Here is a 20,235-nt window from a genome sequence, read left to right as displayed (position 1 = left end):
GAGTCGTTATTCCTCCATGGGCTCTGGGGAGCCGGACCTCGCCAGTGGATTGCCGTTTGCATCCAGGCCCGCTGCCGCCACCGCCAAGTCGTCACCGGTCTGCGTGTAGTACTGCCTGAGGATATCCAGGCTCGCTGCCGACAATGGGTTGCCGCTCAGGTCTGATGCGGTGTCGAGCTGCGTGGCCAGTTGCAAAAAGTCCGCAGGAACCTCTTCGATCAAATTGTCGCTCAAGTCCAAGGTGCGCAACTCGCGCAAGGCGAACAGCCCTTGTGGGATTTGAGTAATGTCGGTGTCTGGCAGATACAGCGTTTCCAGTTCAGACAGATGACTGACGTCGGGCGTGAGGCCCAGTTGGTTGCCGCTCAGGTCCAGGTACTGCAGGGGGCTCATCCCTGACAGGGCGTCGGCACTGGTGGGTGTCAAACGGATAGCCGATTCGGTCAGGCTCAGGGCGTTGAGCTCAGCCAGGCTGAACACGGTGAGGGGAATATCGCCCAGGCTGAATCGTGTGATGACCAGGCTCCTGAGTTTAGGGAAACAGTTGAGCAGTCCGTCGATACGTGTGGTGGTGCCATTGCCTTCAAGGTCGAGTGTTGTCACTTGCTCAAACCGGGCGCTCAATTCGGGGAGTTCGCCCAGAATCGGCAGGTTAAAGGTCAGCTTATGGGTAGGCCCAAAGCTGTCGTCGTTGTCGTCCAGTTCGCTTTCGCGGCGCCAGGCTTCTTCAAGCAGCGCTTTGAATGCCCGGCGATTGAGCTGATCCTGTGCCCGCGTTTGCTCATCCAATGGCGTGTCCACGATCGGGTGACGCTCTGGCACATTCACCACCCATGCTTCAAGGTCGGTGCGCAGTTGGGCGTATTCGGCTTCAAGTTGCCCGATGGCCGGCTCTGCTGCGTCAAGGTCACCGGGTAGCTCAAAGAAGAAGCGGCTGGCTTCGTTTTCGGTGAAGGTGGGGTACAGCGCTTCGATCCTTTCTCGCAACGACGTCGGCGCATCGACGCGCCAATGCTCGCCCGTGCGCTGGCAATGGCGTTTGATCTGCATCAGTGCCGAGCGGTTCAGTGGGTTGCGGGAGAGGTCAAAGACGGCGGTGACTGCGTCGGGCAGCCTGAACGCACTGTCGGGAACCTGGGTGATCAGGTTGTTGCCCAGGTTGACGTGTTGGCGCTGCACGGCCATCAGCAGGCTGTCGGGGATGGCTGTCAAGCCGGTGTCTTCAAGGTCGATGCTGGAAAGCCTGGGCAGCGTACTGAAATCAGGCAGTTGTCCAATAGGGTTATGGCTCAAGTCGAGTGTTCCCAGCTCACTCAGCGTCGCGAATGATGTGGCACTCTCGGTTGATAAGGTGAGTGCGCATCGGGGCAGGCGCAATGATGTCAGTTGCGGCAGGTCCCATAACGAAGCGGGGACATCACCCATCACATAACCCTCGATAAACAGGTGGTTAAGGGTAGGGAACCCTCTGAAAAAAAGCGACGATTGCAAGGGGAATGGAGCCTGCGCACCCATCAGGCGTAATGCAGACACATGCCTGAAGACACCGCTGTCCAGTGATGGGAATGTGCCTGTAACCGGTTGTGGGCTTTCCACGGCGAACGTGGGAATGGCCTGGGGGCTGCTCACATCCAATGCACCTTCTCGGCGCCAGCAGGCTTGGAGTTCCTCTTTGAAGTCCTCTCGCCGGGCTTGCTCCTCCGGCGCGGGGGCTTGCTGTGCCCACGTATCAAGCCCGTCGGACAGGTCAGCATATTCGACTTCCAGCCGTGCCAGTTCGGTCTGGCCCATTTCAATATTGCCCGGCAGACCAAAGAGAAAGCGGTTGACTTCGTTCACGCTGAAGTCCGGGAAGAGCGTATTGACGCGCTGAATATCGATTGCCAATGCGTCTGTGCTCCAATAGTGGCCTGTTCGCTGGTAATAGCTTTTTACCTGCTCCAAGGTCGCTCGCGACAGGGGGTTGCCTGAGAGATCGAAGGTGGTTGGGGCATCGGCGGGTAGGTCGAAAAGTGCGGAAGGCAGCTGCGTGATCTGGTTTCGGGACAGCACCGCCAGCTCCAGCGATGCTCGGCTGAGCAGGCCGACAGGTACGTTGGAAATGCCAGTCTCGGACAGGTCCAGGTTGCGCAGATCAATCATGCGTTCAACGTTGGGGGTGAACCCCAGCGGGTTGTTGTACAGGTCCAGGGTTTGAAGTCTATTCATGGCCGTCAGCGCATTCAGGCTGTCGGGTGTCAGGGTGATACCGCAGTCGCTGAGGACCAATGTGTTGAGGCGTGGCATTGCGCTGAGAGAGAGTGGCAGTTGACCCAGTTGGGCATTGGCGATGCTGAGGTGGCGAATGTTGGGAAAGCTACTCAAAAAACCATCGACGTTCAGTGCGGCCTGGCGACCGTTGAGTTCAAGGTACGAAATATGCTCGAAATTGGCCTGCAGCGTCGGTAGCTCTCCATACAGAATGGCGTGCGATTTGAGTTTCTGGCCGTTTTGGCTGAGATTCTCGAAGTAGGTATCTGTCTCGGTTTCCTGGCGCCAGGCGCTCAAGAGTTCACGCCAGAACAGCAAGCGGTTTTGCCGCATGTCGCTATATTCCTGACGGCCCATGTTCACCTCGTTGCCTGGGTAGCGGCGCGGGGTGCGGGCTGCCCAGTCGGCCAGGACACGATTAAGTTGCAGATACTCCTGGCGTAGGGCAGTTAATGCAGGAAAGGCGCCACCCGGGCGGCGTTCCAGTGCCTGGATCATCTCGCCGATTTGTTCATCGGTGCGGGCTGGATATAGCTCTCGTGCCAACGCCTGCGCGTTGGGCTGTTCAACTGGTGCAGCCGCTGGGTAGTTGTCCATGCCCAGCAGGCGCAGATGGGTGCGGGTGTCGGTAGGCGTGCGGGCGGGCTCGGCGGTGATCAGCTTGCGCAAGGGGGCGCGTTTCAGTGCATGGGTGCGCAGGGCCAGCCGCAGGGCGGGGCCTTGGCCGATGCGCAGGCCCAGGGCGTTGCGCTCGGCATCGGGCAGGGCCTGGAGCACCGCGTTGTACAGGTCGGTTGCGCCGGACAGTTCGCCACTGCTGTCTTGCGGGGTGTAACGCCCATCGGGCGAGCGCACCAGGACTCTTTTGATGCGTGCCTTGGGTTTGCCGATGTCATCCAGGAGGGTGGCCTCGGGTGTGGAGCTTCTGATCTCAATGCGCACCCTTTTTCCTGCCCAGCCGGGCAATTGCTCCAGGGAGTGCAAGGCCAGTCGGTGGGTGTCGAGAGTGTCCGTCGAGTCGAGGTACAAACCGCCGTAGGCATGGTTCACCCTGGCCTCGTCTCGCAACGCTTGGGCCAGCTCGGTCAAGCGCGCGGGGACTGTTCCTTCGTCAACGGCCTTGAGTTCCTGGCTGTTGGCGGTGTCCAGCAGGGCGTCGGCTGCGGTGAGCGGCAATCCGGGTGTGTTGTCGACCATGGCCTGTTGGCGAGGGGTGACAGGGTTCTCCAGCTTTTGGTAGCGGGTGTTGAACAATTCAGCTCGATGCGATTGAGCCAGTCCAGCCAGTTTTTTCCTGAGTTTAAGCGCGCGATTGTCCAGGGAGGTTGGCGGGTCGCCGAATGCTTCTCCGAGCAAGGTTTTGCGTTGGGGTTCATCCAGCGCTTCCAGCAGGGTTTTCAGTAAGTCACCGTTTTTCAACTGGGCTTCGTGTATTTGCACCACGCTGGCGTTTGTTTCGCCGGGCAACTCCCAGGCGGTTCTGCCTTGGGCATCTACAAACCGCAGGGTCTTGGCTTTTGGCCAAAGGTCCAGGTTGGCCAGCAGGTGCAGTTGGGACTGCGCATCGGCCCGCTTGAAAACCGCGGGATCATCGCTGTTCATTTGATCAATGAAGTCCTGCAGCGTCTGGTCGATCTGGAAGCGGTCAAGGGTATCGGTCAGCAAGGGAGGCGGCTGGTGCTGGTTGACGTACATCTTGCGCAACGCGCCGTCGTCCGTGGCGCTGATGCGCCGAGCGGTGACCAATTGTTCATCGCTGAGCCCGGCTGTTTTAGGGCCTTGGCGTTTCATGAGGGTGGCGCTGTCCCAGCTCAGGGGGGTGTCCAGTTCGCTCATCCAAGTGCCTTTGCCGTTGGTCAGCAGGGGAGGGCGGTAGGCGTTGGCCCGGGTGGGATGTTGAAGGTAAGGCTGCTGGGTGACAGGGTCCTTTTGTACAACAAACGGTTTGTCCGGGAGCAGCAGGATATCTTTACCGTTGTGGGCGTGCAGGCCCTCGGCGTTTGGATAGGCGTGGTCGGCCAGTTTGATAGCGTGGGCGTAGGGTGCAAGGTCAGGCTTCCAGAGTCGTGCCTTGCCGTTGGGCAACGTGACGGGCTTGAGGCCATTGAAAAACGTGATGACTTCGGCAGGCAGCACGGCACGCAAGGCGCCAGCGGCCAGCGGCGCGCCCGCAATGAACAGGCCCAATTGTAACCCTTGTTCCACGAATGACAGAAAATGCCCCCACGCGACGGTCGCGTCGCCCACCGCCAGGTCGATGATCCATTCAAAGGCGTCATCAAGCATTTGATAGGCGGCGTAGCCGAGCATCAACAGGCCCACGGGGGGGACAAATGGGGCAACGACCAGCGCTGCGATTTGCAGGATGGCCGAGGCCACCTTCTGCACGATGGCCCAGCGCTCCCAGCGCACTCTCTGGTCGACACTGGCGGTGGACACTGCGACGACGCGGGCATCGTTGAACACCTTGCTGAATGTTGTCTGAAACAGATGCTCGAACAGGTTGCCGCTGATGCTGGAGGCGCTGAACGTCAGGTGTGGCTTATCGATGGGGGTCTCGCGCCAGGAGGGCAGTGGATCGCCACGTGTGTGCTCGTGCCAAGTGACCTTGGACAGCCTGCGGTTGAGGTCGGCAAAGAAGAGGCCGCGGTCTTCGTGATTGACGAAACGGCTGAAGAACTGCTGGTACTCAGCGTTGCGCAGGTTGTTGCCCAATGCGGTCATGAAGTCGACAAGGGTTGGGTATTGCTTGAGCGGCGCGTAAGGGTCGCCCGGGATGTAGGCGATAACGCCCACGGGGCGACGGCTGCCGATGTTCTCGGCAAGCAGCACGATGCCGGTGAGCGGGGTGGACATGATGCTCAGGTTGTAACACCGCAGCGGGAAGCAGGTACTCAGGCTGCCGTCGCTGTTGAACAGGCGCTGCAACAGCATGAAGGACTGATCATCGTGCAGATCGTCTTTCATCCAGGCCATTTGCAGCGCGACGTGCAAGTTCGCAGCCTGGCTTTGCCTGGCCTTCAATTTTAGGCTCGCCATGGCCACTGGGTTTTTGAAATCAAAGAACTGTTCAAGATAGCGCTGGTACTGGGCGCCGATGTCCAGTTCCCGGCACAAGGCGGTGAATTGCGCCACGGTGATTCGCGTGTGGAGCGCGGGCAGCCTGTCGAATTGTCCGGTGCTGGTGGGTTGGGTGATGAAGGCTGATTGCGCTTCAAATGCCTCGCCGTCTTCAAAGTTGTGCAGGGCGGCGTCGATCAATGACACCGTCCAGGTTCTTGCGCCGCCTGATCGAACGGGGAACCAAGGTATCGTTTGAGGAATGTAGAGCCGCAGGTAAGTGGTTTTGACGTCAGTTTCGATACCGAAGCGTTGCTTGAGTAACTGTTGTAGCAGCGGCGCGCCGAAGTCTTGCGCCGACTTCAGCTCGGCCAGGGTCTGGTCGAGCCGCAGTTGTGCCTCCCAGGCGGTATTCATGCGGTTTTTGAGGCGGTCATGATCTTCCGGGGAGGCCGTTTTGTACCACTGCGGGAAGTCTGGCTTTACCGTGCGCAATGCTGCGCGTTTGTCAGGAGAGAGCTTGGGCAGCCAGTCGGGAACCGCCTGCGTGAGGATCTCCAGATGCAAGTCGCGATAAGTCGACAGGTCCGGGAGCTGGATGGGAGGAGTAGGTGGGGTCACGGGAGAACGCCTTAGCGTGATGAATAGGCGTGAGAGCAGACCAATTTCGTCTGGCCGACTGGAGGTAGATAGATAGCCGACCACCCCTTGCGTTGCATCTATCCTGTTGAACACCTGCCGCTGCGACGCCACAGTGTTTAAACTGCGCCATTGCGACGCTATTTGTCGCATTGGCGTAAACCCGCCAAAATCGCGGGTTGGCGCTATAAGAAGTTGTCGCTTGGCGGCAAGGCCGCGCTGAAAACTGTCCTTACAATCCCTGCATCGCCCGCCAGTTCCAGGCAGGCGTTCCTCTTCAGGAGACTCCGATGTCCGTTGAGCAAGCCCCGGTGCAACGTGCCGATTTCGACCAGGTCATGGTGCCTAACTACGCACCGGCCGCATTCATTCCTGTGCGTGGCGAAGGCTCGCGCGTGTGGGACCAGGCGGGTCGCGAGCTGATCGACTTTGCCGGCGGCATCGCGGTCAACGTATTGGGCCACGCCCACCCGGCGCTGGTCGGTGCACTGACCGAACAGGCCAACAAGCTGTGGCACGTCTCCAACGTTTTTACCAATGAGCCGGCGCTGCGCCTGGCCCACAAGCTGATCGACGCCACCTTTGCCGAGCGCGTGTTCTTCTGCAACTCCGGCGCCGAGGCCAACGAGGCCGCGTTCAAGCTGGCCCGTCGCGTTGCATTCGACCGTTTCGGTACCGAGAAATACGAGATCATTGCCGCGCTGAACAGCTTCCACGGCCGTACCCTGTTCACCGTCAACGTCGGTGGCCAGTCCAAGTACTCCGATGGTTTCGGTCCTAAAATCACCGGCATCACGCACGTGCCTTATAACGACCTGGCTGCGCTGAAAGCAGCGGTTTCGGACAAGACCTGCGCCGTGGTACTGGAACCGATCCAGGGCGAAGGCGGCGTACTGCCGGCCGAGCTGGCTTACCTGCAAGGTGCCCGCGAGCTGTGCGACGCGAACAACGCGCTGTTGGTATTCGACGAAGTGCAGACCGGCATGGGCCGCAGCGGCCACCTGTTCGCTTACCAGCATTACGGCGTGACCCCGGACATCCTCACCAGCGCCAAGAGCCTGGGCGGCGGTTTCCCGATCGCGGCGATGCTCACCACTGAAGCGCTGGCCAAGCACCTGGTCGTCGGCACCCACGGCACCACCTACGGCGGCAACCCGCTGGCGTGTGCGGTGGCCGAGGCGGTGATCGACGTGATCAACACCCCTGAAGTGCTGGCCGGTGTGAACGCCAAGCACGACCTGTTCAAGGCGCGCCTGGAGCAGATCGGCAAGCAGTACGGCATCTTCACCGAGGTGCGCGGCATGGGCCTGTTGCTCGGTTGTGTACTAAGCGATGCGTTCAAGGGCAAGGCCAAGGACGTGTTCAACGCGGCCGAGAAAGAAAACCTGATGATCCTGCAAGCCGGCCCGGACGTGGTGCGTTTCGCGCCGAGTCTGGTGGTGGAAGAGGCGGATATCAACGAAGGTTTGGACCGGTTTGAGCGTGCTGTGAAAACACTTACCCAGGCCTGATTCGCACTCCGTAGGAGCGAGCTTGCTCGCGAAAATCGTCAACGATAACGCGGGGCATCTGATGCCTCGCGGTGTTCTCGGGTTCTTCGCGAGCAAGCTCGCTCCTACAGAGGTATGAGCCCCTTCCTGTTTTTTTATTCTGAGTTTAAGGAGTGACACCATGCTGGTGATGCGCCCCGCGCAAATGGCTGATCTGGGCGAGGTACAGCGTCTGGCTGCGGACAGCCCGATTGGTGTCACCTCCTTGCCGGATGATGTGGAACGCCTGAGCGACAAGATCGCCGCCAGCGAAGCGTCCTTCGCGGCCGAGGTCAGTTTCAACGGCGAAGAGAGTTATTTCTTCGTGCTTGAAGACACCGAGACCGGCAAACTCGCCGGTTGCTCGGCCATCGTAGCGTCGGCCGGTTATTCCGAGCCTTTCTACAGTTTCCGTAATGAGACCTTCGTGCACGCCTCCCGCGAGCTGAAGATCCACAACAAGATCCACGTGCTCTCCCAGTGCCACGACCTCACCGGCAACAGCCTGCTCACCAGCTTTTACGTGGTGCCTGAGCTGGTCGGTTCGCCGTGGTCGGAACTCAATTCCCGTGGCCGCCTGCTGTTCGTCGCCAGCCACCCCGAGCGCTTTGCCGACTCGGTGGTGACCGAGATCGTCGGTTACAGCGATGAGAACGGCGACTCGCCGTTCTGGGACGCCATCGGGCGCAACTTCTTCGACCTCAACTATGCCGCCGCCGAGCGCCTGTGTGGGCTGAAAAGCCGCACCTTCCTCGCCGAGCTGATGCCGCATTACCCGATCTACGTGCCGCTGCTGCCGGACGAAGCCCAGGAAGCCATGGGCCAGGTGCACCCGCGTGCGCAGATCACCTTCGACATCCTCATGCGCGAAGGCTTCGAGACTGACCATTACATCGACATCTTCGACGGTGGCCCGACGTTGCATGCGCGGGTGTCGGGCATTCGCTCGATTGCCCAGAGCCGCGTGGTGCCGGTGAAGATCGGTGAGATGGTCAAGGGTGTCGGTCGCCAGTACCTGGTGAGCAACGCGCAGTTGCAGGATTACCGCGCGGTGATGCTGGAGCTGGACTACGCGCCCGGCAAACCGGTGACCCTGGACCTGGCAGCCGCTGAAGCCCTGGGCGTTGGCGAAGGCGCGAGTGTGCGTCTGGTAGCGGTTTAAAGAATTGAGTGTCGCGGGTGGCTGCCAAACAGCGGCCCGTCTGAGGAGATAGCATGATCGTTCGTCCCGTACGCAGCAGCGATTTACCGGCCCTGATTGATCTGGCGCGCAGCACCGGCACCGGCCTCACCACCTTGCCGGCCAACGAAGAGCGCCTGACCCACCGCGTGGGCTGGGCCGAGAAAACCTTTCGCGGCGACGCCGGGCGCGGCGATGCCGACTACCTGTTCGTGTTGGAAAACGACGAAGGCCGCGTGGTGGGGATTTCTGCCATTGCTGGCGCCGTTGGCCTGCGTGAGCCCTGGTACAACTTCCGGGTCGGCCTGACGGTCAGCGCCTCCCAGGAACTGAATATCTACCGTGAGATCCCGACGCTGTTCCTGGCCAACGACCTCACCGGCAACTCCGAGCTGTGCTCGTTGTTCCTGCACGCCGATTACCGCACCGGCCTCAACGGTCGCATGCTGGCCAAGGCGCGCATGTTGTTTATCGCTGAATTCCCGCAACTGTTCGGCAACAAGATCATCGCCGAGATGCGCGGTGTGTCCAACGACGCCGGACGTTCGCCGTTCTGGGAGAGCCTGGGCCGGCACTTCTTCAAGATGGAATTCAGCCAGGCCGACTACCTCACCGGCGTGGGCAACAAGGCGTTTATCGCCGAGCTGATGCCGAAGTTTCCGCTGTACAGCTGCTTCCTGTCCGAGGATGCGCGCAATGTGATCGGCAAGGTCCATCCGGACACCGAGCCGGCGCTGAGCATGCTCAAGAGCGAAGGCTTCAGCTACCGGGGTTATGTCGACATCTTCGACGCCGGCCCGGCGGTGGAATGTGAAACCACCAAGATCCGTGCCGTGCGCGACAGCCAGTCGCTGGTGTTGGCGATCGGCACGCCGGGGGACGATGCTACGCCGTTCCTGATCCATAACCGCAAGCGCGAAGAATGCCGCATCACCGCCGCCCCGGCTCGTCTGGCGGCAGGCACGCTGGTGGTCGATCCACAGACCGCCAAGCGCCTGCAACTGGTGGTGGGTGATCAAGTGCGTGCCGTTCCGTTGTCCGCTGCTCGGGAGTCGAAATAATGAATTCGCTGTATATCGCAGGTCAGTGGCTGACTGGCCAGGGTGAGCTGTTTGAATCGCGCAACCCGGTGACTCAGCAGGTGTTGTGGGCCGGTAATGGCGCCACGGCCGAGCAGGTCGAGTCCGCCGTGCAGGCTGCGCGCCAGGCGTTCCCAGCCTGGGCCAAGCGCCCGCTGGAAGAGCGCATCAGCGTGCTGGAAACTTTCGCTGCCACCCTGAAAAGCCGTGCCGACGAAATCGCCCGTTGCATCGGTGAGGAAACCGGCAAGCCGCTGTGGGAATCGGCTACTGAAGTCACCAGCATGGCCAACAAGATCGCGATCTCGGTGCAAAGCTACCGCGAACGTACCGGTGAGAAGAGCGGCCCGTTGGGCGACGCCACCGCCGTGTTGCGCCACAAACCTCACGGCGTGGTGGCGGTGTTCGGCCCGTACAACTTCCCTGGCCACTTGCCGAACGGGCATATCGTGCCGGCGTTGCTGGCGGGTAACACCGTGCTGTTCAAACCGAGCGAACTGACCCCTAAAGTCGCCGAGCTGACCGTGCAATGCTGGATCGAAGCCGGCCTGCCGGCGGGTGTGTTGAACCTGCTGCAAGGCGCGCGGGAAACCGGTATTGCGCTGGCGGCCAACCCTGGTATCGACGGGTTGTTCTTCACCGGTTCCAGTCGCACCGGCAATCATCTGCATCAGCAATTCTCCGGGCGCCCGGACAAGATCCTCGCCCTGGAAATGGGCGGCAACAACCCGTTGGTGGTCGACGAAGTGGCCGATGTGGATGCAGCGGTCTACACCATTATCCAGTCGGCGTTTATCTCCGCCGGCCAGCGCTGCACCTGTGCACGCCGCCTGCTGGTGCCGCAAGGCGCTTGGGGCGACGCGTTGCTGGCGCGCCTGGTGGCAGTCAGCTCGACCATTGAGGTGGGCGCATTTGATCAGCAACCCGCACCGTTCATGGGCTCGGTAATCTCCCTCGCCGCCGCCAAAGCGTTGATGGACGCCCAGGAACTGATGCTCGCCAATGGCGCCGTGGCGCTGCTGGAAATGACTCAGCCTCAGGACCAGGCCGCCTTGCTGACTCCGGGCATCATCGACGTGACCGGCGTGAGCGAGCGCGAAGACGAAGAGCTGTTCGGCCCGTTGTTGCAGGTGATCCGCTACGCTGACTTTGAAGCGGCGATTGCCGAGGCCAACAACACCCAATACGGTTTGGCCGCTGGTCTGTTGTCGGACTCCGAAGCGCGCTACCAGCAGTTCTGGCTGGAAAGCCGCGCGGGCATCGTCAACTGGAATAAACAACTGACCGGCGCCGCCAGTACCGCGCCGTTTGGTGGGGTAGGGGCGTCGGGCAACCATCGCGCCAGTGCGTATTACGCGGCGGATTATTGCGCGTACCCGGTGGCCTCGCTTGAGACCCCGAGCCTGGTGTTGCCAGCCGCGCTGACACCCGGCGTGCGATTGCCCTGATTGCTATTGATGCCTATAAAAATACAGATGTTCGTGGAGCCTCGCCGATGAAATCCTATGAAGTCAATTTTGACGGTCTAGTGGGGCCGACCCATAACTACGGCGGTTTGTCCTTCGGCAACGTCGCGTCCCAGAGCAACAGCCAGCAGCATTCCAACCCCAAGGAAGCGGCGTTGCAGGGCCTGCAGAAAATGAAAGCCCTGATGGACATGGGCTTTGTGCAAGGGGTATTGGCGCCTCAGGAACGTCCTGATGTGGCCGCCTTGCGCAACCTGGGTTTCAGCGGCACCGACGCCCAAGTGATCCAGCAAGCGGCCAAGGATGCGATGCCGTTGCTGGTCGCGAGCTGCTCCGCGTCGAGCATGTGGGTGGCCAACGCCGCCACCGTCAGCCCAAGCGCCGACACCTTTGACGGCCGCGTGCATTTCACCGCCGCCAACCTCAACTGCAAATACCACCGTAGCATCGAACACCCGACCACCAGCCGCGTGCTGGGGGCGATGTTTGCCGACGCGAATCACTTCGCCCATCACGCCGCATTGCCAGCAGTGGCGCAGTTTGGCGATGAAGGCGCGGCCAACCACACGCGCTTCTGCCGTGACTATGGCGAAGCGGGCGTCGAGTTCTTTGTGTTCGGCCGCAGTGCGTTCGACCCTCGCTACCCGGCGCCGCAGAAGTACCCGGCACGTCAGACCCTCGAAGCGTCCCAGGCCGTCGCACGCCTGCACGGCCTGAAAGACGACGGCGTGGTCTACGCCCAGCAGAACCCGGCGGTGATCGATGCCGGCGTGTTCCACAACGACGTCATCGCGGTCGGCAACGGCGAAGTGCTGTTCTATCACGAGGATGCGTTCCTCAATACCGAGCAGATGCTCGCCGAACTGCAAGGAAAATTGGGCAAGTTGGGCGGCAACTTCCAGTCCGTCTGCGTGCCCCGCGCGCAAGTCAGTGTCGAAGACGCGGTACGCTCCTACTTGTTCAACAGCCAGTTGCTGAGCCGCGCTGACGGCTCGATGCTGCTGATCGTGCCGGAAGAGTGCCGTGCCAATGAGCGCGTCTGGCAGTACCTGCAAGGCCTGACCGCTGCCGGTGGCCTGATCCGCGAAGTGAAGGTGTTCGACCTCAAGCAAAGCATGCAGAACGGCGGTGGCCCGGCCTGCCTGCGTTTACGTGTGGCGTTGAACGAAACGGAACTGGCGGCGGTGAATCCAGGCGTTATCATGACCGCGCCGTTGTACGAAACACTGACCCAGTGGGTAGGCAGGCACTACCGCGACAGCTTGCGCGAAAGCGACCTGGCTGACCCGCAGTTGCTGCTTGAATGCCGGACGGCACTGGATGAACTGACGCAAATCCTTAAACTGGGCTCGGTTTATCCTTTCCAGATCAATTAAACGCCGCATGGCTGAGAGCTATTTATGACCACCGACACCCTGAAACTGATTCTTGAAGACACCGACGGCACCCAGCTGGAAACTTCCTGCACCCGCGTCGCCGTGGTCTGGCAGGGCAAGGAAATCTGGATCCAGCACGACGGCCGTGGCCAACTGCTGATCGGCGTTGACGTGGAAGAAGGCGATGCCGAATACGCCAATCTGCTGATGCGCCCACTGGCCACCAACCTGATGAGCCTGCAACTGGAAATGGAACCGGCCGACGTTGAAGGTGATGACGACGATCACGTCCACGGCCCAGGCTGCAACCACTAAGGAAGCTGCGTATGCTCGCCCTCGGCAAACTGCTTGAACTGACCCTCGCCGGTCGCGAACCGGCGCAAAAAATTCAACTGACTGTCGACGGCGTGCAGATGCGCTGGCTCAGCGAGGGCGCGCTTGAAGTGCGCCCACCTGAAGCGAAGGACAACGGCGGCGACCTGCTGCTGTCGTCCGGCATCCATGGCAACGAAACCGCGCCGATCGAACTGCTCGACCGCCTGTTGCATGGCATTGCCCGAGGGGAAATCAAACCCCGTACCCGTATTCTGTTCCTGTTCGGCAACCCCGAGGCCATGCGCCGCGGCGAGCGTTACCTGGAACTGGACGTCAACCGGCTGTTCAATGGCCGTCACGAAAAAAATATCGGCCCGGAGGCCATGCGCGCCGCCGAGCTTGAGCAACTGGCCCGCAGCTTCTTCAGCCTGCCGGGCCGTTCGCGCCTGCATTACGACCTGCATACTGCCATTCGTGGCTCGAAGATCGAGCAGTTTGCGCTGTATCCGTGGAAGGAAGATCGCCAGCATTCGCGCCATGAACTGGCACGGTTGCGTGCTGCCGGTATGGAAGCGGTGCTGTTGCAGAACAAGACCTCGATCACCTTCACCGCGTTTACCTACGAGCAGTTGGGGGCCGAAGCCTTCACCCTGGAGTTGGGCAAGGCACGGCCGTTTGGGCAGAACCAGGGTGTGGACGTGTCGCGCCTGGAGACTCGGCTGAAACAGATCATCGAAGGCACCGAGCCGGAAACCAAGAGCCTGGATGGCCTGCAGTTGTTTGCTGTGTCCCGTGAAGTCATCAAGCACAGTGATGCCTTCTTGATGCACTTGCCGGCGGACGTCGAGAACTTCTCGCCGTTGGCACAGGGGTATCTGTTGGCCGAGGACGTGGCCAAGACCCGTTGGGTGATCGAGGAAGAGGGTGCGCGCATTATTTTCCCTAACCCGAAAGTGAAGAATGGCTTGCGGGCGGGAATTTTGATTGTGCCTGTCTCGCAAGACGCAGCCGCACTCAAATAGGGGGTGATGAATACTGTTTGCGCAGCGGCATACCCAGTTCCTCGCGGATCCCGTTCTCGGTAAATTCCGCAGGGTTGGTGTTGGTGGGTGGGGTCGATGGGTCGTGATCAAAATCGAAAGGCATCGCCTGGGTCGGTAGACCCACCGCCTGCAGTTCGATATTGGCGATCATCGGGCGGGGTTTATTGCCGTCTTCACCGTCCTCGCTTTCCCCTGGCAGACGGCTGCCAGTGACGGCGTTATACGCATGGCACAGCTCGTGATAGAACAGCGGTACATTGCTCATCCGATTACCGATATACGAGGGGTTGTAATACACAGCACCTCCATATACGGGCGTCCCCGCCATATCTCCTTGCGTGGTAGAAGGGGGCATTGGAGGGTTGCTGGGCGCAAACATGCCGTTGGTTTCATCCTGCAGTTCATAAATGTTGATCGGGGTGCCGCTGCGCAGCTCGGCCGCATACAGCGCTTCAAACATTTTTTTCCCGTTGGGGGAGCCGGCCAACTGTTGTAAGTCGTCGTTAACCCGTTGCTGGAATTGAGGGCTGCCTATGACGCGTACGCCAGTGTGGTCCAGCGATATCGGGGAAACGTCGGTTACCTGGGTTCGTGAGGGAGCACACGCTGGCAGCGTGTCTGCTGATGTCAGGCCATGCGCAATGAAATGGCCTGCCGCCGAAATTCCACTGCCAGGGTTTGCGAAGACTTTGTCATCGGGCTTGAGCTGCGTCGCCACATCGAGCCCGTCTCCGGTATACAGCACCGTGGGGCCGCTGCCCGCTTGCAGGGCGTCATTGCCTGGGCCGCCGACCAAAATGGTTTGAGCGCTTGCGCCTGTCAGATGGTCATCGTCACCGCCTCCATTGATAAACGCCATCCCGCGCCCGGCCACGACTCTGTCATTGCCTGGACCGGCATAGACGGTCATGTCGCCATCGCCGAGCGCGATCACCTGATCGGCACCTTCGCCAGCTTCGATATAGCTGGCACCACGCCGGGTCAGGATGGCGTCATTGCCTGGGCCTGCGAAAATGCGTGAGTAGCCGCCACCGCTGCGGATATCGTCATCACCCTCACCGGCATCGACCAATATTGGGCGTGTCACTTCATCCGCAATATGAATCATGTCGTTGCCGCCGAGGGTACGGAAGACGACGAACTGGTTCAGCCCGGCAAGTACAACGATGAAGCGTTCGGTGTTGATCGTGACACTCAGGGCATCACTTTGAGGGCGTGCGTCGACGTAGATTCGGTCAGCTCTGTCGGTGGTGGTAAAGACCAGGTAGTCGTGAAACGCATCTGCCACCTCTCGTTCGACGGTCACGAGATCACTTTCGTGCAGCGTAATGGAATTCAGTTGCTGGAGGTGTTGCGGGCCTCTTGTAAGGCTGCCCGTGCGTGCGACGGGTGCGGTGATGTGGCCTTCAATCAGCCATTCATTGTTAAGCGGGGGAAGTGTGGGCATGGTGACTCCGTTAATGGTGGAGGCGCTCCAGAAGTGAGCGCCAACGCCATTACATCGTCGATCCAGCCGAGGGGGGCTTTACTCATTTAGTCAGCCCGTTTTGTACTCAGCTGACACGTTTTTGCAGTTCGCTTTGGTAGATCGCGCGAACCTTGTGCAAGGTGTCGGCGCAAGTGCGCGCGGCTTCCTGGCCCTTGTGCACAAAGTGCTCATAGAAGAACGTGGTGTGCTCGCTGCCCGCGTGGAAGTGATGCGGAGTCAGGGACACCGAGAACACCGGCACTTCGGTTTCCAGCTGTACCTGCATCAGGCCGCTGACCACCGACTGGGCGACGAATTCGTGGCGGTAGATGCCACCGTCCACCACCAGCGCGGCGGCGACGATACCGGCGTAACGGCCAGTCTTGGCCAGCAGCTTGGCGTGCAGGGGCATTTCAAAGGCGCCGCCGACTTCGAAGAAATCGATGTCCGATTCCTGGTAGCCCTGGGCGATCATTTCGGCGAGGAAGCCTTTGCGGGACTGGTCGACAATATCCTTGTGCCAGCAGGCCTGGATAAACGCGACGCGCTCGCCGTGGTGGTTTTTGCTTTTGCTGTCGATTGCGGTGGGTTGCATGTTCTGACTCCTGTTTAAGAAAAAAACAGGGCGTTATGAATCGAATGGGATTTAAGGGTGCGCAAGCACAATTCGTGCGCGGCCCTTAGGTGCCAATCCCGTTCTCTCTTCATCCGGACTATGACCGTCGGCCCCGGGATCACACCGGGTCTGCTGACCTTGTCGCCGTCCTGCGTGAGCAGTTCGAGGCGCCAAGCGCTCGCGGGCTATACACATTGCGTGTAATTACCGCCGGTGGGGAATTGCACCCCGCCCTGAGAACGTTGCCACCAGAACCCTGGCGGCGGAGAGTTTTTAACACGCTTTTTCGAAAACTGCACGACCGCTGTATCGATAAGCTATATCGGTTTGTTTGGTTGGTATTCGATTGAATGCATTGGGGGCTTGATATTCCGTGGCGTTGCCCGCAGTAATCACTCACAAAAGGAACTTACGTAAACCTTGAGAGGCTTGTTTCATGTCTGTGATCGACCTGCGCAGCGACACCGTGACCCAACCCACCCCCGGCATGCGGGACGCGATGGCCGCTGCCGTCAGCGGCGATGATGTGTATGGCGAGGACCCCAGCGTCAATCGCCTGGAAGCCGAACTGGCCAAGCGCCTGGGTTTTGCCGCCGCTTTGTTCGTGCCGACCGGCACCATGAGCAACCTGTTGGCGTTGATGGCCCACTGTGAACGCGGCGAGGAATACATCGTCGGCCAGCAGGCCCATACCTACAAATACGAAGGCGGTGGCGCGGCGGTGCTGGGTTCGATCCAGCCGCAACCGCTGGAAGTGCAGGCAGATGGCTCGCTGGACCTGGATCAGGTGTTGGCGGCGATCAAGCCCGACGACTTCCACTTCGCCCGCACCCGCTTGCTGGCGCTGGAAAACACCATGCAAGGCAAGGTATTGCCACTGGATTACCTGGCAAAGGCCCGGGCGTTCACCCGTGAGCATGACCTGGCCCTGCATCTGGATGGCGCGCGGCTCTACAACGCAGCGGTCAAGCTGGGTGTGGATGCACGCGAGATTGCCCAGCATTTCGATTCGGTGTCGGTGTGCCTGTCCAAAGGCCTTGGCGCGCCGATTGGCTCAGTGTTGTGCGGCTCCACGGCGTTGATCGCCAAGGCCCGGCGCCTGCGCAAAATGGTCGGCGGTGGCATGCGCCAGGCCGGCTCGTTGGCGGCGGCGGGGCTGTATGCCCTGGATCACCAGGTGCAGCGCCTGGCTGACGACCACGCCAACGCCCAATGGCTGGGCGATGCGTTGCGCCAGGCCGGTTATGAGGTGGAGTCTGTGCAGACCAACATGGTCTACGTGCAGATCGGTGACCAGGCCCAGGCCTTGAAGGCGTTTGCCGCCGAACGCGGGATCACGTTGAGCGCCGCCCCGCGCCTGCGCATGGTCACGCATTTGGATGTCAGCCGGGCGCAGATCGAGCAGGTTGTGCAGACATTCGTCGAATTTTCGCGGAAATGACAGTGCAGACCGTCTAATTGAACGTTTCAATCGTATAAACACGCTGTACCACCGGCAAAGGGCCGATATAATGCGGCCCTTTGCCGTCGCTCCGTCTGATGATGTTGCGCACTGGCCTTTGGCCGCAGCCTCCGTGGAAGAACCTAATGAAAAGCGCAGAAATCCGTGAAGCCTTCCTTCGCTTCTTCGAAGAGCAAGGTCACACCCGTGTCGCCTCCAGCTCCTTGATCCCAGGCAATGACCCAACCCTGCTGTTCACCAACGCGGGGATGAACCAGTTCAAGGACTGCTTCCTGGGCCAGGAAAAACGCGCGTACACCCGCGCCGTCAGCAGCCAGAAGTGCGTGCGCGCCGGTGGCAAGCACAACGACCTGGAAAACGTCGGCTACACCGCCCGTCACCACACCTTTTTCGAAATGCTCGGCAACTTCAGCTTTGGCGATTATTTCAAGCAAGACGCGATCAACTTCGCCTGGACCTTCCTCACTGGCGTGCTGAAGCTGCCGAAGGAAAAACTCTGGGTCACCGTCTACGCCAGCGATGACGAAGCCTACGACATCTGGACCAAAGAAGTCGGCGTGCCGGCCGAGCGCATGGTGCGCATCGGTGACAACAAAGGCGCACCGTACGCGTCCGACAACTTCTGGACCATGGGCGACACCGGCCCATGCGGTCCTTGCACCGAGATCTTCTACGACCACGGCGCCGACATCTGGGGTGGCCCACCGGGCTCGCCAGAAGAAGACGGCGACCGTTACATCGAGATCTGGAACAACGTGTTCATGCAGTTCAACCGCACCGCCGATGGCGTGTTGCATCCGTTGCCAGCGCCGTCGGTAGACACCGGCATGGGCCTGGAGCGGATCAGTGCGGTGATGCAGCACGTGCATTCCAACTACGAGATCGACCTGTTCCAAAGCCTGCTGGCCGCAGCAGCCAAGGCCATTGGTTGCACCAATGAAGACCAGGCTTCGCTGAAAGTGGTGGCTGACCATATCCGTTCCTGCGGCTTCCTGATTGCCGACGGCGTGTTGCCGTCCAACGAAGGCCGTGGCTATGTGCTGCGTCGCATCATCCGTCGTGCTTGCCGCCACGGTAACAAGCTGGGCGCCAACGGCAGCTTCTTCTACCAGATCGTTGCGGCGCTGGTGGCCGAGATGGGCGAAGCCTTCCCGGAGCTCAAGCAGAATCAGGCGCACATCGAGCGCGTGCTGAAGGCTGAGGAAGAGCAGTTTGCCAAGACCCTGGAACAGGGCCTGAAAATTCTCGAACAAGACCTCGCCAACCTGCAAGGCACCGTGGTGCCGGGCGACGTGGTGTTCAAACTCTACGACACCTACGGTTTCCCGATGGACCTGACCGGCGACATCGCCCGTGAGCGCAACCTGACCCTCGACGAGGAAGGTTTCGAGCGCGAGATGGAAGCCCAGCGCGTGCGCGCACGTTCGGCCAGCTCGTTCGGCATGGACTACAACAGCCTGGTCAAGGTTGACGTGGCCACCGAGTTCACCGGCTACAAGGCCACCAGCGGTGCGGCCAAAGTGGTTGCCCTCTATAAGGACGGCCAGTCGGTTGACGTATTGAATGAAGGTGACGACGGTGTGGTGGTCCTGGACCAGACGCCGTTCTACGCCGAATCCGGTGGCCAGATCGGCGACTGCGGTTTCCTGAAAGCCGCGTCCGGTCGTTTTGATGTACGCGACACCACCAAGACCGGCGGTGCGTTCCTGCACCACGGTGTGTTGGCCTCGGGCAGCCTCACCGTCGGTTCGCCGGTGGATGCCCAGGTAGACGCCGATGTGCGCCACGCCACCTCGCTGAACCACTCGGCCACGCACTTGCTGCATGCAGCCCTGCGTCAGGTACTGGGCGAGCACGTTCAGCAGAAGGGTTCGTTGGTCGACAGCCAGCGCCTGCGTTTCGACTTCAGCCATTTTGAAGCGATCAAGCCGGAGCAGATCAAGGCCCTGGAAGACATCGTCAACGCCGAGATTCGCAAGAACACTGCCGTCGAAACTGAAGAAACCGATATCGAGACTGCAAAAGCCAAGGGCGCCATGGCGCTGTTCGGCGAGAAGTACGGCGACAGCGTGCGCGTACTGAGCATGGGCGGCGACTTCTCGGTGGAGCTGTGTGGCGGTATCCACGCCAACCGAACCGGCGACATCGCCCTGCTGAAGATCATCAGCGAAGGTGGCGTGGCGTCCGGTGTGCGTCGTATCGAGGCGGTGACCGGCGCTGCGGCCCTGGCCTACCTGAATGCGGCTGAAGAACAACTCAAGGAAGCGGCCAGCCTGGTCAAGGGCAGCCGCGACAACCTGATCGACAAACTGTCCGCTGTGCTGGAGCGCAACCGCGCACTGGAGAAACAGCTGGAGCAGTTGCAAGCCAAGGCGGCCAGCGCGGCAGGCGACGATCTGTCGGCTTCTGCGGTGGACGTCAAGGACGTGAAAGTCCTGGCCGCACGCCTGGACGGTCAGGACGGCAAGGCGCTGTTGGCCTTGGTCGATCAGTTGAAGAACAAGCTCGGCCGCGCAGTGATCCTGCTCGGCGGTGTCCATGAGGATAAGGTCGTTCTGGTTGCCGGTGTAACCAAAGACCTGACTGGCCAACTCAAGGCCGGTGATTTGATGAAGCAAGCCGCCGCGGCAGTGGGTGGGAAGGGCGGTGGTCGTCCGGACATGGCGCAAGGCGGTGGTGTAGACGCCGGCGCCCTGGACGCGGCCCTGGCCCTGACCGTGCCGTTTGTCGAGGCAGGTATTTAAGGCACTGT

Annotated in this window: 12 protein-coding genes and 1 riboswitch; of the genes, 9 read left to right on the top strand and 3 right to left on the bottom strand. The window is 60.6% G+C overall.

Annotation, left to right across the window (positions count from 1 at the left end):
* Positions 1-6: 6 nt before the first annotated feature.
* The gene (locus tag HX868_RS24615) at positions 7-5,931 is read right to left on the bottom strand and encodes a dermonecrotic toxin domain-containing protein (RefSeq protein ID WP_177004666.1); all 5,925 of its coding nucleotides are present in this window, start codon (positions 5,929-5,931) and stop codon (positions 7-9) included.
* Positions 5,932-6,239: 308 nt separating this feature from the next.
* Here HX868_RS24615 and HX868_RS24610 point away from each other — a divergent pair, with 308 nt between their 5' ends.
* The 7 genes from HX868_RS24610 (at position 6,240) to astE (ending at position 13,916) form a co-directional block, all read left to right on the top strand.
* Positions 6,240-7,460 (top strand): aspartate aminotransferase family protein, encoded by a 1,221-nt coding sequence (locus HX868_RS24610; RefSeq protein WP_177004665.1) that lies wholly within the window; start codon positions 6,240-6,242, stop codon positions 7,458-7,460.
* 160 nt (positions 7,461-7,620) lie between these two features.
* The gene (aruF, locus tag HX868_RS24605; RefSeq protein ID WP_003175655.1) at positions 7,621-8,640 is read left to right on the top strand and encodes an arginine/ornithine succinyltransferase subunit alpha; all 1,020 of its coding nucleotides are present in this window, start codon (positions 7,621-7,623) and stop codon (positions 8,638-8,640) included.
* Positions 8,641-8,693: 53 nt separating this feature from the next.
* Entirely contained in the window at positions 8,694-9,719 is a 1,026-nt protein-coding gene (gene astA, locus HX868_RS24600) for an arginine N-succinyltransferase (protein ID WP_177004664.1), read from the top strand.
* The gene (astD, locus tag HX868_RS24595) at positions 9,716-11,185 is read left to right on the top strand and encodes a succinylglutamate-semialdehyde dehydrogenase (RefSeq protein WP_177004678.1); all 1,470 of its coding nucleotides are present in this window, start codon (positions 9,716-9,718) and stop codon (positions 11,183-11,185) included. Before astA ends, astD begins: the two co-directional genes overlap by 4 nt.
* Before the next feature lie 47 nt (positions 11,186-11,232).
* On the top strand, positions 11,233-12,579 hold the full coding sequence (gene astB / locus HX868_RS24590) for an N-succinylarginine dihydrolase (RefSeq protein WP_177004663.1): 1,347 nt from the start codon (positions 11,233-11,235) through the stop codon (positions 12,577-12,579).
* Positions 12,580-12,603: 24 nt separating this feature from the next.
* On the top strand, positions 12,604-12,894 hold the full coding sequence (locus HX868_RS24585; RefSeq protein ID WP_003214319.1) for a hypothetical protein: 291 nt from the start codon (positions 12,604-12,606) through the stop codon (positions 12,892-12,894).
* 11 nt (positions 12,895-12,905) lie between these two features.
* The gene (astE, locus tag HX868_RS24580) at positions 12,906-13,916 is read left to right on the top strand and encodes a succinylglutamate desuccinylase (protein ID WP_177004662.1); all 1,011 of its coding nucleotides are present in this window, start codon (positions 12,906-12,908) and stop codon (positions 13,914-13,916) included.
* On the opposite strand, the gene HX868_RS24575 is transcribed toward astE, so the two are convergent.
* Positions 13,909-15,384 carry a M91 family zinc metallopeptidase gene (locus tag HX868_RS24575; protein ID WP_177004661.1) on the bottom strand — a complete coding sequence of 492 codons (1,476 nt, stop codon included), beginning with the start codon at positions 15,382-15,384 and terminating at the stop codon, positions 13,909-13,911. The genes astE and HX868_RS24575 overlap by 8 nt on opposite strands.
* 106 nt (positions 15,385-15,490) lie before the next feature.
* Positions 15,491-16,000: a 6,7-dimethyl-8-ribityllumazine synthase gene (locus HX868_RS24570; RefSeq protein ID WP_177004660.1), complete on the bottom strand. Its 510-nt coding sequence runs from the start codon at positions 15,998-16,000 to the stop codon at positions 15,491-15,493.
* Between the two features lie 96 nt (positions 16,001-16,096).
* Positions 16,097-16,266: riboswitch (FMN riboswitch) on the bottom strand.
* A gap of 191 nt (positions 16,267-16,457) precedes the next feature.
* Between HX868_RS24570 and ltaE the strand changes: the two genes are divergently transcribed.
* Together ltaE and alaS are read left to right on the top strand one after the other, a co-directional pair.
* Positions 16,458-17,462: a low-specificity L-threonine aldolase gene (gene ltaE / locus HX868_RS24565; protein ID WP_177004659.1), complete on the top strand. Its 1,005-nt coding sequence runs from the start codon at positions 16,458-16,460 to the stop codon at positions 17,460-17,462.
* A gap of 146 nt (positions 17,463-17,608) precedes the next feature.
* Positions 17,609-20,227, top strand: a complete 2,619-nt coding sequence (gene alaS, locus HX868_RS24560) for an alanine--tRNA ligase (protein WP_177004658.1) — start codon at positions 17,609-17,611, stop codon at positions 20,225-20,227.
* Positions 20,228-20,235 lie beyond the last annotated feature (8 nt).

The organism is Pseudomonas reactans (assembly GCF_013385825.1).
Taxonomy (GTDB): Bacteria; Pseudomonadota; Gammaproteobacteria; order Pseudomonadales; family Pseudomonadaceae; genus Aquipseudomonas; species Aquipseudomonas reactans.
The sequence above is the reverse complement of the archived record's forward strand: the minus strand, read 5'-3'. Positions and strand labels throughout refer to the sequence as shown.

What these genes read in the sequence shown, in the direction of transcription:
- ltaE (WP_177004659.1), top strand. Translation starts at nt 16,458, where the DNA reads ATGTCTGTGATCGACCTGCGCAGCGACACCGTGACCCAACCCACCCCC.
- aruF (WP_003175655.1), top strand. Translation starts at nt 7,621, where the DNA reads ATGCTGGTGATGCGCCCCGCGCAAATGGCTGATCTGGGCGAGGTACAG.
- HX868_RS24610 (WP_177004665.1), top strand. Translation starts at nt 6,240, where the DNA reads ATGTCCGTTGAGCAAGCCCCGGTGCAACGTGCCGATTTCGACCAGGTC.
- astE (WP_177004662.1), top strand. Translation starts at nt 12,906, where the DNA reads ATGCTCGCCCTCGGCAAACTGCTTGAACTGACCCTCGCCGGTCGCGAA.
- HX868_RS24585 (WP_003214319.1), top strand. Translation starts at nt 12,604, where the DNA reads ATGACCACCGACACCCTGAAACTGATTCTTGAAGACACCGACGGCACC.
- alaS (WP_177004658.1), top strand. Translation starts at nt 17,609, where the DNA reads ATGAAAAGCGCAGAAATCCGTGAAGCCTTCCTTCGCTTCTTCGAAGAG.
- HX868_RS24570 (WP_177004660.1), bottom strand. Translation starts at nt 16,000, where the DNA reads ATGCAACCCACCGCAATCGACAGCAAAAGCAAAAACCACCACGGCGAG.
- astB (WP_177004663.1), top strand. Translation starts at nt 11,233, where the DNA reads ATGAAATCCTATGAAGTCAATTTTGACGGTCTAGTGGGGCCGACCCAT.
- HX868_RS24575 (WP_177004661.1), bottom strand. Translation starts at nt 15,384, where the DNA reads ATGCCCACACTTCCCCCGCTTAACAATGAATGGCTGATTGAAGGCCAC.
- astA (WP_177004664.1), top strand. Translation starts at nt 8,694, where the DNA reads ATGATCGTTCGTCCCGTACGCAGCAGCGATTTACCGGCCCTGATTGAT.